This window comes from Endozoicomonas sp. ALD040, from assembly GCF_049275945.1.
Taxonomy (GTDB): Bacteria; Pseudomonadota; Gammaproteobacteria; order Pseudomonadales; family Endozoicomonadaceae; genus Endozoicomonas_A.
Genome location: NZ_CP184829.1, coordinates 1,207,553 through 1,223,266 on the forward strand (window position 1 = coordinate 1,207,553; position 15,714 = coordinate 1,223,266).

2 protein-coding genes are annotated in these 15,714 nt (G+C 49.2%); both read right to left on the reverse strand.

Features of this window, described 5'->3' with window-relative positions; genetic code table 11:
• Positions 1–8: 8 nt before the first annotated feature.
• A complete protein-coding gene (locus tag ACOJUN_RS04045) occupies positions 9–7,538 on the reverse strand; it encodes an AAA family ATPase (protein ID WP_422135388.1) in 7,530 nt (2,509 codons plus the stop codon).
• Between the two features lie 172 nt (positions 7,539–7,710).
• Positions 7,711–15,504 carry an AAA family ATPase gene (locus ACOJUN_RS04050; protein ID WP_422135389.1) on the reverse strand — a complete coding sequence of 2,598 codons (7,794 nt, stop codon included), beginning with the start codon at positions 15,502–15,504 and terminating at the stop codon, positions 7,711–7,713.
• Positions 15,505–15,714: the final 210 nt, after the last annotated feature.

Genomic DNA, 15,714 nt, shown 5'->3' on the forward strand with positions numbered 1-15,714 from the left:
GAAAGAAACTATGCTTTGTTGGTGACGGGCTGGTCACCTTCATAGACCAGAGAGTCAGAAAGCGAATCCAGATTCACCGTGTTGAAAAACTCTTGGTAAATTTTGCCCATATCATCGTCTTTGAGCACCAAAGCGTTATTAGCGTTGAGTGACTGCCGCAGGTAGGCATCCTTAACAGATTTCTGAAATGCTGAAGAACTATTAAAATCTTGCATCATCATATACAGCTCATCCGGTGAAGATGGTTCATGAGCACCGCAGTAGTCTGAGTTTGCGGAATTCTCAAGGCAAGTTTCGGCCCAACAATACGTTAAGTAACCACCTTTCGAGTGTGTCAATCCATACAGATAATGACAGAACGCCTCCTCAATCGCTTGCGCACATTTATGCTTTAAATCATCTTGAAACTTTTTCTTCATTTTTTTCAATGCCTTCAGAGTATTGAAGCGTTGTTTTTTCATTGCCATACGGGTATTGATTTTTTGTAATGTATTCTTTAATTCCGGGCTCTTCTCAACAATCTTTTGAAACAGGGCTTCGACTTTGTTACCAGTCACTTCATCGTTCCGGAAAATCTGTCCCATGATAATCACCGGACGGTGATTGACCTTGCCCGAGTCTGGTTTCAGAAACGCGGGATCTTGCGTCAGCATTCGTTCTATATTTGGAATGCCCTCAGGGTCTTTCGTCCAGGTGAACTGTAGAGATGAGCTGACAATTTTATTTTCCAGGTACTGCGAAAAACCATCATGGCAATGAGTGACGAGGAAGTCATCATCTTCTATCTCCAGGTAGCGTTCATAAGCCAAACGCCATACCTGACTATTTTTTTCTCTGGACCATAACTGCTTGTAAAACTTTTTCAGGCAATGGCTGGCTTTAACCTTCAGTTCATCGACATTTTCCAGGCGCAGCAATAGCCGATGATGTTTAAAGGCTCCTACGACAGATTTATTATAGTTCGGCACTGGATCAAGCCAACCCGATTCCAGGACTTCACGAGCAAAATGAATAACTGAAGGTTTGTTCAGGTCACTGCCTTCCAGTGTTGCCACTACTATTAAGCCCAACCACCGTTGAACGCATGCTCCGTCCTGAATAATCATTTTTGAATGAAGCGACTTGAGTCGTTCAGTGATCCGATCTTCATCACTTTTGTACAATATTTTTTTCAATGCCTCCGATATCGGTTTAAATTCCTTCTCGTAATATCCCAATGCCCCCGTCTCCAGCGACTTGATTATTGAAACGCCCATAGCAAAAGCGGGTAGATCTTTTTTCTTCCAGAGTTTGTTTAGTATTTCGGAAGTACTTGGATTTTTTTCTGGCAATTCACTGTTTGTCTGCAGGGCTTTGTTCAGTTCCTCAAGACTTATGTCACAGGCTTCAGCCAGAGCTTGTTGTTGTGCTAAATCTGCCTCGTTCATAATCTTTCTCAGCAGATCCATACTCATCTTTGACTCAGTGCCGGAATCATTTTCCTTCCCGGTGGGCTCGGAATTAAATGGGATTTCTGTTTTCAGAACAGGCGACCCGCCCAAATGCACAGACTTCCAGGTTTGGCCTTCATCCAGGGAATACTCAGCAAAACTGTGGAAACTGCTATTCATTTGCCGTGAGGGAATTCCGAAATAACGACAAAAAGCAATAAAAACAGGCACACGATGACGACAGCTGCCATGCCTTTTTGTTACGAGAAATTCAAAGAAGTTTTGCTTGCGCTCTGGTATGGCATCACCGGAGAACTGCTGGCAATAACGCGTGATTAACTTAATTCGTCGTTTTGTGTTTTTAGAGTCTTTTATTTTCTGCAGAAGAAACCGTACTTTGCCTGATTGTTCGTCAATATTCTCAAACACTTTGTCCAGTACTGATTTCATACCTTCTGAACAGCAGGCGTCAAATCGTTCTGATCGGGATCCTTCAGCCGATGTATTTTCGCCCGGTTCCAGGGGTTCTACGATATACGTCACTCGAATACTCTGGTTGGCTTTCGCCTCAGGAACAGAGAGTGTGTGAAGCCCGGTATATTGGTCCCTGACCAGGGTAAATGCCAAATCGGGCTCTATACGCAGTGCCACGATATAGTCGTCAGGCGTCAGGCTGGGTAATGCATATTGACCATTGTCCGGTGTCACGTTCAAGGTCGCCAGCGTTTGATTGTCGGCCAATACCACTGGCTGGTTATGCTCTGGTAACGGGTCCGGCGTGAGTATTTCGATCCCCATAGGGTGTTTATTACTAAGCTCGATCGGTGTGATATCACCCTTGGCAGACACAAAAATGTCGTTTGCCGAGCAACGATACATCTCGGAAGGAAAGTCCCGGGTATCAAAAACGATATGATCATCAATTTGTGGCTTCTCCTGATACTGATAGTTCGTCATTTGGTCTAATGCCTCAAACTCTTTCTCGTGGAGTTCCGGGTCGTATTTTTCAGCCGCTTTATCAACGCTGATAGCCAGCGCTTTGTTAACAGGGTTCGGCAGTCTTCTTATCTGCTGCCAAAACGCAGGCCATAACTGAGATGCCTTGGCGTTCCATGACTCGATCTGCTGCTCAGCATCGCGAAGATAAGGCTGGGAAGCCGGTAATTTCAGCGTTTGTTCCTCATCTTCCGTCAGGGGAAATACACTGTTCGCATTCACGCCTGCCTGGTCAAATTCCCGGGCAAACCAGCATTGTTGCCAGTGCCGGTACAGTGCCTGGTTGAGAATATCGTCGGACCCGTCTGGATTCAGGGAAAGACCGGATGCCTGCCAACGGGCCTGAGCCACCATCCTGATGATTTCCGTTCTGGCTTCCTTGTCATTCAGATCTGCATTAATACGAATTTCATGGCATTTTTCATCAAGACTGTTGAGATTACTGAGTCGTAACAGCCACGGGCGATTCATGTCCGGCAGTGCCTGGTTGAACCATTTGCTCAGTTCAAGAGCAAACTCTCTTCTACCCATGGCAAGAGACGATGACTCGGGCAGCTCCTCCAGCGATATGTTGGCGGCCATCAGGTAAAGCCGGTAATACTGATTAAAACATTGATGAAGGCCTTTTTCGGTATCATCGTCTCCCTGGATGACGGCTCTGGCCACATTCTGTAAATCAAGACTGGTAGGCTGCAACGGCAGGTTTTTCCGTTGCAGGTAAGCCCTCAGGCGACAATGTAGCTGCGTCAGCTTTTTAGCCAGGATTTTCCCTTCCCGGGTTTCTGGCAACACTTTCCCGGCAATGGTCTGTAATTCTGCCGGGCTGTACTGGCAGATCGGCAAATGTCTGAAACGCCCTTTCAGCGCCGGTGATAACGGTTTTCGCCCGCTGTACTCAGGCGGGTTGGTGGTGGCAAACAGGTGGAAGCCCGGATGGGCATCACCGGCCAGAATATCGTTTAACTCACCTTCCAGATGCTGGCTGTCGATCAGATTCATTTCCGAAATCACCACGATGCCGCCCTTAATTTTTGCCGTCCGGATCTTTTCACACAGTTTGTCCCAGGAACAATCACAGGCATTCAGGTAAAAGACTTCCGGCATGGATTCCTGCCGTGCTTCTGCCTGCTGTTTGACACTTTCAATCATCAGGTACAGCGTGGCATCCTTACCCCGTCCAGCCGGGCCTTCAATCAGAGTCGCCTGACGACCGTCGTGTTTTCTGTTGAGATGATAAGCCTGCTGACAGCGGCTTAAGTCCTGTCCAAGCCGTTTTGCCAGTTCGCGGACTGCCGATCCGGAGGTATCAAATTCAGGTCGGGTTTGTTCGGTGAAATTTATGAAGGCCTGGTGAATATCCGGCAGGGTCTGGTTATGCACTTTGTCGCTCAGTGTCTTGTCCGGTTCGAAACGGGCAGCAAACCAGATGTCCAATGCTAACTGGGCATCCTTATGGGCCTCGCTGATTTCGGGACCCAGAAGATCCCGAAAAACTTGTTGGATCAGACTGTTGATTTGCTCAGAGGTAACAGGGGCAGCTGTGGGTAGCGCACGATCCAGATACCAACCCACCCAACTGCAGATGTCCGTTAAATCCCTGGGGGTAAACTCATGCTCAGGCAACAACTCCTGATAATATTGCCAGAGCACCATCACGCTCTGTGTGGCACTGTGTGCAATGTCGTTTATTTCAGGCTCCGGCAGATGTCGTTGTAACTGATTGACCAGAGCCGGTTCCACCACGCAGTCCCGAAGGAAAGCCTGATCCAGACGAGGGTAGTAAGCTCTGGGCAGCTTTTCTTTCAGAGCCGGGTCCAGTTGGCGTCCGGCGTAATGATCCGGGTTGCCGGTGAGAATTACCCGGTGTTTAGTGCCGACCGGAACAGGTTGACCGCCTACATAGATACAGGGCTCCGGCTCCCATAAGCCATTCAATGACGCCAGTAATCCCGTTTTAGCCAGGTTGGCTTCATCCAGCACCAGAGTGACGAATTTGTCATTTTCGTCGGGTTTAATACTGGCCCATTCCATCAGCGCCCGGTTTTGCTGTGCCATAGAACGGTCACCATCGGCATATTCCTGCCACCGCCATTGTTTCATCAGGGTCTGTTCGCTGTCAGAAGGTCCAAGGGAAATCACCGCAGCCTGTCCTGAAGCTTTCGCCACTTTGGCAGAAAAGTAACTTTTCCCGGTGCCGGTTTCCCCCTGCAGGAAGATAACGGGAGAGTCCGCAAGCCGGTCATGGAGTCGCGATAATCGACGGCTTTCTCGATCCTTTTGATTCATCTTGCCGTGATAAAGATCCCGGGCCAGTGCTGATAAGGGTCTGTCTGCGGAGCCCGTCCATTTCAGCGATTCAGACAGTCGATGTTCAATGCGTTCAATGCCTTCTGCTTCAGAATTCGCTGTTCTGGCCCTATGAAAACAATCGGTGGCCAGAGCATGAAGGGTATCGGATCGGGTCTGCCCCGGTGGCAGGGCCAACTGCCAGCCAGAAGCCAGTGCATCTTGCAAACGTTTAATCTGTCTGCTTGGCCAGATGGTCAATGATTGACAGGGTTCCGCTGTTGCCGGGTCAATTTCCAGCTGATACGCCATTGTATCTCGTTGTGCTTCAGGCCTGTGGGCCACGATTATGGCACAGAGCCTGTCCAGAGTTTTTTTTTGGGCCCACCCTGGCATTGGACTTTCATAGGACAGCTGAAACCCGGTGTCCTTAAATATTACCGGGTCAAATGCCCTGGCCAGTTGCCAAAGGTTTTGCTTCACAAACGCTCTATCCAATTGCAGGGCACTATTGATGATGGCATTTAACCTGTCCGGGTCTACCGAGGCCGTTTGATCCACATTCGGAATTTTATGGGTGTCTAGTATCTTCTTATTATGGGTGTCCGGTATCTTCGGAATTTTATGGGTGTCTAGAACTTTATGGGTGTCCAGTATCTTATTTTTATGGGTGTCCAATATCTTACCCGGTAACAAGTGCCAACAGGCCACTTTCATGAAATCACGCACGGGCGGATGCTGCCGGGTGCCATGGGTGATGACGCTATTGATGGCCTTGCGCCAGTGGCGAGGTAGAAGCTGTGCGGCATGGTCAAACTGCTTTGCCCTTCGGGCAGCCAGTATCAGGTTATTCAACAACCCTTCGGTTATTTCTGGCAGAGGGTTACACAGGTGAGCAGGTACGGTTTCAAACGCTTTGTAAAGGTCATTAAGCGCCTGTTCTGGCAGTTCAGTCCGGCAGATATCGTGCTTGTGGGCATTGATATCCCAGGGGTCGACCTCAGGACACGGCTTACCCTTGGCAATCATTGCACTCCATACTGAGGAGGGGCTTTTCGCAGTCTCAGGCCAGAGCAGGGTGAAATGAGCTTTTGGGTAGGCCTGTAATTGACCATTGACCAACAGAGGTTGGTCGACAGCAAGAGGTTCCAGAAGCTGCTGCAGGGTTGGATTACTTTCCAGCCCTCTGAATACCACCGGCTTGCCAGTGGTTAATGCCATCTGCAACTTACTCTGACGTCGCCCAAAATGCGCCTTTTGTTCCGAGGTGATATGGATATTATCAAATAGCTGGCTGAAGCTGGTCTGTTCATTGACCTGAATGAGCAGAGGGGTTTCCGGCTGATTATTGATCCAATAACTTGCCTGGACAGGTCGCTGGTAAGTTATGGTATCAAAGGCGGCGTGATTTCTGATTGGTTGTTCATTGTTTTCTGCCAGTCCCAATGCCTTCGGCTGACGTCTTGAATCAGCCACCTGAAGTTGAGGCTTGACGCCGGTCGTCTCGCGAATCGTCTGCAGTGAACCCAGCAAACGAAACCAGAGTGCCTCCGTGAGGGGGGAGGTTACAGTGACGACACCACCCGCTCGAATCTGTTTCAACAGACGGGTGTTAGGTATTGCATAGCCTTCCGGGGCAATGGCAATGGGGTTCAGCCATTGGGTAATATTACTCTGGTTAATAATGATCGGGCTTCTTGATGCGTTCTTTCTCTTGTCACCTTTTTTGAAACGAGAGTGGAACAGACTCTTGAACAATGAGTGAAGCTCGTTATTCCTTACCGGCATCCGGTAAAACTGAACATCGTCGGGTAACGGACAGATCTTGCCATTGCTCTCAAAACACTTTTTCGCCAGCATCTGTCGAATCATCTGTTCAAAGGCCAGATCCTGCCAGTTAGCCCCTTTCAGAATCACCCGTTGTCCGGCTCTCAATGACTCAAGCCTGCCGGGGATGTGCCGGATTCGCCCCTGTTTATCCACACCGGGGCCGCCCAGCAGTAAGTGTCGCCAGTGAGCGTGCAAATGGCAGTCAATCAAAACGGTATTGTCGTCATCCATGGCGCTTTCGGCAGAGGGGAGTTCAGTCAATACCGGAGGAACCTCGTCGATATCCATTGCTGGGTCATCGCCGGTCTGTGCCTCGAATTGCCAGGTATTTCCCGGTCGATTAATTCTCCGCCAGAAATCAGCGCCGGGTGCGTCATCACGCTCGCCAATCGATGCCAGCTGGGCAGGATCTGCTACGACCAGCAGAGAAACATGCCCGCCCAGGGGGCGTTTCCTGCGATTGATTTTGTCGTACAGGCAGGGGTTATCCGGGTCCAGCAGATCGTTAAATTTAGGTAGATCATCGCTGCTGAGATGTCGGATATCCATCACCAGAGTCAGCGGCTGTGAGCTTTCAAACAGCTTGCCTGAGCGCAGAGTATGACGACCATCGCCGGAAATGCTCAGCCGACTCACCAGGTTAGCCTGTGAGAGGTCATCGGGGTGGGAAATAACAGTAACATCCTGATGTTCATCAAAGGTCCTGGCAATCAGGAGCTGTCGAACTTCATCATCACTGGCGACAAAACGAAAATCGAAGGAATGAGTCGCCTTTTGGAGCGTGGAATCCATTGAAGAGACGGTTCTCAGTCTGTCAGGCAAGGTTTCCGGAGATGATGATCTCTTTAGTCTGGACCTCACTTCAGAGCAGCTTCTTACAGTCTTCTTTTGCTTTGACGATACATCCAGCTTTGCTATCTTGGCTCCCACGCCACGATCAAGGGGGTTAGGATACAGAGCGTGTTTTTTTCTACCTCTATCAATCTGACCATCCATAGTCAATCACCCTCTCTGCTATCTGAAGAACCAAGTTGAAGTTGTTTTATAATTTGACCTTCAGATTAAACGTAAGTTCCATTTAAACAGGCAGCCGCAACCATGGCAGATGCGATGGCCTCATGAGATATGCATGGATACTGGTCATCAGAGAGGAAAACACGCCCCGGGTTTACATGAATGAGTCACAAAGCGAATCCAGATTCAGGGTGTTGAAAAACTCTTCGGCAATTTTTGTTATCTCATCGGTTCTGAGCACCAGAGCGTTATTGGCATTGAGTGCCTGCCTCAAGTAGGTATCCTTACCATCTTCCTGAACGGATTTGCTAAGGAATCCGCCACGAATACAACACATCATGGCAAACAACTCTTCTGGTGAAGATGGATCATGAGCACCATAGGTGCGACCCAAGTTGAAATCATTCTCGAAGTAAGCATCGACCCAACAATAGGTTAAGCTACCGCCGTTCGAGTGTGTCACTTCATAAAGGTAATGACTGAAGGCCTGCATAATCGCCTGTGTGCATTTGTCCTTAGAATGACCCAGAAGCTCTTTTTTCTTCCATGACGACTGATCTTGAACTTGCTCACCTGACGAGTCCCTTGAACTATCGTCCATATCCACACAGTCAATATCGCTATTGCTGTCGATATCGCTATCAACAAGATCATCGCTATCAATAAGATCATCGCTATCAATAAGATCATCGCTATCAATAAGATCATCGCCTGAAACATCATAAGGCACGTTTTTGTCACGATCTCTTTCGGGACAAGGACTATCCAGTTCATGTTGGAGTCGTTGTGTCTCCTCATTGAATTGATTGAGTTTTTCTAGCATCTGCTTCAGATTCGGGCTGTTCTCAACTTTCCGTTGAAACAGAGCTTCGGCCTTTTCACGTATCGCTCGAATGTTCTTTAGTCTTCCCAGTATAATCACCGGACGGTGGTTCACTTTACCCGAGTTTATTTGCTCAAATGCGGGCTGGTGCAAAAGCATTCTTTCTACATTCGGAATTCCCTTAGGTTCATCCGTCCAGGCTTTCTTTAGGGATGTGCGGGTGATTTTATCTTCAAGGAATGATGAAAAACCTTCATGGCAATGAGTGATGAAAAAGGCATTACCTCTTGCTTGCCGAAAGCGTTGATAAGCCAGCCGCCATAACTGACTATTTTTTTCTCTGGCCAATAATTCTCCATACCACTTTTTCAGGCAAAGAGCGGCTTTATCTTTCAGTTCATCGACTCCTTCCAGAAGCAGCAATAGATCGTGATGTTGATGGGCCTCTATAGTATCCCCTGAGTAGACCGGCAGTGGGTCCAGCCAGCCCGATGCCAGTGCTTCACGGGCAAAGTGAATAACCGAACGCCTGGTTAAGTTACTGCGTTTCAGTAAATTCACTATTAAGCTCAACCACTTTTGGGCTCTTTCTCCGCCCTGATCAATCATTTCTGAATGGAATGACTTGAGCTGTTCAATCACCAGATCTTCATCATTGTTGGACAACATGCGTTTGACTGCCTCCAATATCGGATTAAATGGCTCCCTGTAATAGTCCAACGCTTTTTCTCCTGGTAAAGCGATCGTTGACATGCCCATGGAAAAACCAGTTGAATCTTTTTCCTGCCAAAGTTTCTGCAGTATTTCGGGAATACTTAAATGGGTTTCTGGCAATACACTTTTTTTCTCAAGGGCTTTGTTCAGTTTCTCAAGGCTCATGCCACAGGCTTTAGCCAGGGTTTGCTGTTGTGCCAGATCAGCCCTTTTCATGAGTTCCTGAATCTTCTTTGTTGCAGTGCTGGAACTTGTGACTTTCCTGGTGGGCTGGAAGTGAGACAGGATTTCTGTGTTCTCGTCAGGCGCCCCGCCCAAATCTGCTGACTCCCAGGTTTGGCCTTTATCGACAGAATATTCAGCAAAGCTGTGGACGAAGCTATCAATTTGCCGACAGGGAATCCCGAAATAACGACAAAAAGCAATAAAAACAGGCACACGGTGGCGGCAGCTCCCTTGCCGCTTTGTTACCAGGAATTTAAAGAAATTTTCACCGCTCTCTGCTTTAGCCTCACCGGAAAACTGTTGGCAATACTTTGTGATCGCTTTAATGCGTTGCGTTGTGTCTTTAGTGTCTCTTATGGTCCGTAAAAGCTTCTCTATTTTGTGTGGGTGTCCACTAATACTTGGGTGTCCACCAATAGTCCCAACAGTCTCAAAGAATTTGTCCAGTACTGTTTTCATACCTTCTGAACAGTGGCTGTCAAACAGTGTTGATTGTGCTCGTCGGAATTCTTTAGCCGCTGTTTTTTCGCCAGGCTTTCCGGGTTCTACAACATAAGCAATGCGAAGAGTGTTTTTGCCTTTGGCCTCTGAAATAGACAGTGTATGAAGTCCGGTATATCGGTCCCTGAGCAGGGTATATTCGGGTTCTACAGGTTGACTGAAGAAACTCATTGCCCAGTTGTGCCAGCTCAATGCCAGATCGGGTTCAACACGCAGGGCCACGATATAGTCGTCAGGCGTCAGGCTGGGTAATACATATTGACCATCGTTTGACGACGCTATGAAGGTGGCCAGTGTTTGCTTGCTGGTTAACGTCACTTCCTGGTCAGGCCCCGGTAACCGTTCAGGCGTTAGGGTTTCGACCCCCAGAATGTTCTTACTGATCTCGCTCACTTCGATATCACCCTCAGCAGTCACATCAATATTCTTTGCCTGGCAGCGATACATTGGGGAAGTGGGGTAATGGGTATTAAAAATCATATGATCGTCAACTTGTGACTTCTTCAGGTGCTTATAGTTCGTGCGCCGGTCCAGGAACTCAGTCTGTTCCCCGCTTATATCTGGAATGCGTTTTTCAGGAGCCTTATTACCGCCGATGGCTACCGCTTTTTTAGTATGATCGTCCACACCATGCTTCGACAGATGACTGATTTGATGCCAGAACGCAGGCCAATATTGAACGGCATTGGCGTTCCACGCACTTATCTGCCTGTCAGCCTCATGAAGGTAAGGACGGGAAGCCGATAATGTCAGCGTTTGTTTCTCTTCTTCCGTCAGTTGAAATACGCTATCAGCGCCCACACCCATCTGGCAAAACACACCTTCAAACCAGCGTTGCTGCCAGCGTCGGTACAGTACCCTTGTGAGAATATCGTCCGACTTCTTCGGCTCCAGAGAAAGACCAGATGCCTGCCATCTGGCCTGAGCCACTTTCTTGATAATTTCCGCTCTGGCTTCCTCTACAGTCAGATCAGTCTTGATGTGAATTTCATGTTTTCCATCAATACTGTTGTGGTCGCTGCTCCGTATCAACCAGGGTCGATCTATGCCCGGTACCCTTTCGTTGAACCAACGGCAAAGTTCAGAATCAAACTCTCCTTTATCCATGACAAGAGCCGAGGACTCGGGCAGTTCCTCCAGCGATATTCTGGCGGCCATCAGATAGAGCCGGTAGTACTTATTGAGGCATTGATGAAGACTGTCTTCGGTAAAATCGCCCCCTCTGGTAATAGCCTTCGCGACATTCTGTAAATCGAGGCTGGTAGGCTGCAATGGCAGGTTTTTCTGTTGCAGGTAAGCCCTTAAAAGACAATGTTTCTCTGTCAGCTTTTTAGCGGCGAATTTCCCTTCAGAAGACTCTGGCAACACTTTTTCGGCAATGTTCTGTAATTCGGTCGGGTTGTACTGCCGGATGGGCAAATGTCGAAAGCGCCCTTTCAGCGCCGGTGATAAGGGTTTTCGCCCGCTGTACTCAGGCGGGTTGATGGTGGCAAACAGGTGGAAGCCCGGATGGGCGTCACCGGCCAGAATATCGTTCAATTCGCCTTCCAGGTGCTGGCTGTCGATCAGATTCATTTCCGAAATCACCACGATGCCACCCTGCACTTTGGCTTTCTGGATCACTTCACACACTCTGTCCCAGGAACAATCACAGGCATTCAGGTAAAAGACTTCCGGCATCAATTCTTGCCGTTGTTCAGCCTGCTGTTTGACACTTTCAATGATCAGGTTCAGCGTGGCATCCTTACCCCGTCCAGCCGGGCCTTCAATCAGTGTTGCCTGACGGCCGCCGTGTTTTCTGTCAAGATGATAAGCCTGCTGACAGCGGTTTAAGTCCTGGCCAAGCCGTTGCGCCAGTTCACAGACTGCCGATCCGGAAGTATCAAAGTCTGGTCGTATTGTTTTGCTGACTGTTCTGAAGGCCTTCTGAATATCTGACAGCGTCTTGTTACGAACTCTGTCGCTCAAGCTGTTCTCCGGTTCGTAACGAACAGCAAACCAGATTTCCAGTGCTGACAGGGCATCCTGATGAGTTTCGCTGATTTCCGGCCCCAGTACGTCCCGAAAACTATGTTGGATCAAACTGTTTATTTGCTCACAGGTAACCCTGTCTCCTTTGGATAACGCACGATCCAGATACCAACCCACCCAACTGCAGATATCCGTTAAATCCCTGGGGGTAAACTCATGGTCGGGCAAGAGTTCCTGATAATATTGCCAGAGTGCCATCACATTTTTGCTGGCGTCGTGTGCAGTGTCGTTTATTTGATGCCCCGACAGATGCCGTTGTAAATGCCTGACCAGGGCCGGTTCCACTACCCTGTCCCGAAGAAATGCCTGATCCAGGCGTGGGTAGTAAGCTCTGGGCAGTTTCTCTTTCAGGGCCGGGTCCATTTGGCGCCCGGAGTATTGATCCGGGTTACCGGTGAGAATCACCCGGTGTTTTGGGCTGACCCCGACAGGATGACCATTCACATAGATGTAGGGTTGCGGTTCCCATAAGCCGTTCAATGAGGCCAGTAATCCGGCTTGGGTCAGGTTGGCTTCATCCAGAACCAGGGTAATGTATTCAGCGTGTTTGTTGGATTTGGTCTTGGCCCATTCCATCAGCGCCCGGTTTTGCTGCACCATAGCGCGGTCGCCATCGGCGTGTTCCTGCCACTGCCAGCATTTCATCAGGGTTTGTTCGCTGTCAGAAGGTCCAAGGGAAATCACTGACGCCTGTCCTGAAGCGTTCGCCATCTTCGCTGAGAAATAACTTTTTCCGGTGCCGGTTTCCCCCTGCAGGAAGATAACAGGAGAGTCTGTAAGCCGGTCATGGAGTCGTGACAATCGACGGCTTTCGCGATCCTTCTGACTCACCCTGCCGCGATAAAGATCCCGGGCCAGTGCTGACAAGGGCTTATCAGTGGGGCCCGTCCATTTCAGTGATTCAGAGAGTCGATGTTCTATGCGTTCAATGCCTTCTGTCTTGGAATTCGCTGTTCTGGCCCTGTGAAAACAATCGCTGGCCAGAGCCTGAATGGCATCGGATCGAGTCTGCCCCAACGGCAAAGTTAACTGCCAGCCACAAGCCAATGCATCCTGCAAACGTTTAATCTGTCTTGATGGTCTGATGGCTAACTGTCTATATCGCTTTGCTGCCGCCGGATTGACTCCCAACTGATACGCCATTGCCTGTCGATGTTCTTCAGGACCATGGGCCACAAGCAGGGCACAAAGTCTGTCCAGAACTCCTTTCTTATCTGACGATGAAATTGGACTTCCATAGGACAGAAGTAATCCTTTGGATTCAGTGTCATTAAATACTGTCGGATCAATGGCTCTGGTCAGTTGCCAGAAGTTCTGCTTCACAAACGCTCTGTCCAACTTCGGGGCACTGTTGATGATGGCATTTAACTGTTCAGGGTCTACCGAGGCGGCTTGATCCTTATCCGGCTTCCTATGAGCATCCGCTGCCTTATCCGGTAACAAGTGCCAACAAGCCACTTTCATAAAATCCCGCACTGGCCGATGCTGACGGGTGCCATGAGTGATGACGCTATCAATGGCCTTGCGCCAGTGGCAAGGTAAAAGCTGTTTCGACTGGTCAACCTGCTGTGCCCGCCGGGCAGCCAGTATCAGGTTATTCAACAAGCCTTCGGTCATTTCAGGCAGAGGGTTACAAAGGTTGCCAGGTACGGTTTTAGACGCTTCGTAAAGTTGATTAAGCGCTCGTTCCGGCAGCTCAGTCCGGGAGAGACCATTTTTGCGGGCATTGATCTCCCAGAAATCGACCTCAGGACAGCAGTCAGCCGTGGCGACCATTGTGTTAAATAGTGAAGAGGAGCTTCTCGCAGACTCGGGCCAGAGCAGGGTGACACGGGCGTCCGGGTAGGCCTGTAATTGGCCATTCACCAACAGAGGCTGTCCAACCAGCAGGGGTTCCAGAAGCTGCTGAAGCGTTGGATTGCTTTCCAGCCCCCGCAAAACGACCGGCTTCCCAGCGGTTAATGCCTCCTGCAATGGACTCTGCTGTCGTCCAAAATGTGCCTTTTGTTCCGAGCTGATATGGATATTATCGAATAACTGACTGAAGCTCGTCTGCTCATTGATCTGAATCACCAGAGCTGCTTTCTGGTGATGATTGATCCAATGACTTGCCTGGGCATATTGCTGATAAGTGAAGGTTCTGAAGGCAGGATAATCTCTGACTTTTTTCTGTGGCTGATGGCTTCTGAACAAAGGATGTTCATTGCTCTCTTTCAATCCCAGTGCCTTCGGCTGCTGTCTTGTATGGGCCACCTGAAGTCGGGGTTTCAGGCCGGTCGTCTTGCCAATAGTCTGCAGTGCGCCCAGCAAACAGAACCAAAGTGCCTCAGTGAGGGGAGAAGTTATGGTGACAGTTCCACCGTCCCGAACCTGTTCCACAAGAAGGGTGTTAGGGACTGCATAGCCTTGTGGAACAATAGCAACAGGATTCAGCCATTGGCTAATATTACTCTGGTTAATAATGATCGGGTTGCCTGATGCGGGCTCCTTATCGAGTGCTTTTTCACCTTCCTTGTCGCCTTCTTTGTCAGGAGAATGGAACAGGCTTTGGAACAGTGAATAAAGCTCGTCGCTCCCTACCGGCATCTGATAAAACTGAACATTGTCGGGTAAAGAACAGATCTTTCCATTGCTTTCAAAGCACTGTTGCGCCAGCATCCGTCGAATCGTCTGTTCAAAAGCGAGATCCTGCCAGTTGGCTCCTTTCAGAATGACCCGTTGTCCGGCCCGCAATAGCTCTAGTCTGCCGGGGAGGTGCCGGATTCGTCCCTGTTGATCGACACCGGGACCGCCCAGCAGCAACTGTCGCCAGTGGCTGTGCAAGTGACAGTCAATAACAAGGGTATTGTCTTCGTTCGTAGCGCTTTCAGCAGCAGGGAGTTGAGGCAATAGCGGAGCAATCTCGTCGATATCCATTGACGGGCCATTGCCAGTTTGTGCGTTGAACTGCCAGGTATTTTCCGGTCGATTAATTCGCCGCCAGAAATCAGCCCCCGGTGCGTCGGCCCCCGGTGCATCGGCCCCCGGTGCGTCCTCACACTGGCCAACCGATATCAACTGTGCAGGGTCTGCCAGGACCAGCAAAGAAACATGCTCACCCAGAGGGCGTTTCTTCTGGCTGAGTTTGTCGTAAAGACTGGGGGTATCCGGGTCCAGCAGGTCGTTAAATTCAGGCAGTTCTTCGCCGGTGAGCTTTCGGATATCCATCACCAGAGTCAGTGGCTGGGAACTTTCAAACAGTTTGCCCGGATAGAGACTGTGGCGACCATCGTCGGAAATACTCAACCGGGTCACCAGGTTAGCCTGTGAGAGGTCATCGGGATGGGAAATAACAGTAACATCCTGATGTTCATCACAGGTCCTGGCAATCAGGAGCTGTCGAACTTCATCATCACTGGTGACAAAACGAAAATCGAAGGAATGAGGTGGCTTTTGGAGCTTTGAATCCAATAAGGATACGGTTCTTGGTCTGTCAGGCAAGGTTTTCGAAGATGGCGATCTCTTTATTCTGGACCTTACTTCAGAGCAGCTTCTTACAGCCTTCTTTTGCTTTGATGATAAATCCAGCTTTGCCATCTTGGCTGCCGCGCCATGATCAAGGAGGTTTGGATCCAGAGCGTTTTTTTTTCTACCTTCGTCAATCTGACCATCCATAGTCAATCTCCCCACTGCTATCTGAAGAATCAAGTTGAAGTTATCTGATAATTTGACCTTTAAATTGATCGTAAGTTCCATTTAAATAGGCAGCCGCAACCATCATTCCCAGTTTCACTCCCGTCATTCGAGGCTGTCGCAAAATTCCAACAACTCGTAAAACTCGTTCCCACGCTCTGAGGGTGTCGCAAAAGCCCAACAACTCGTTCC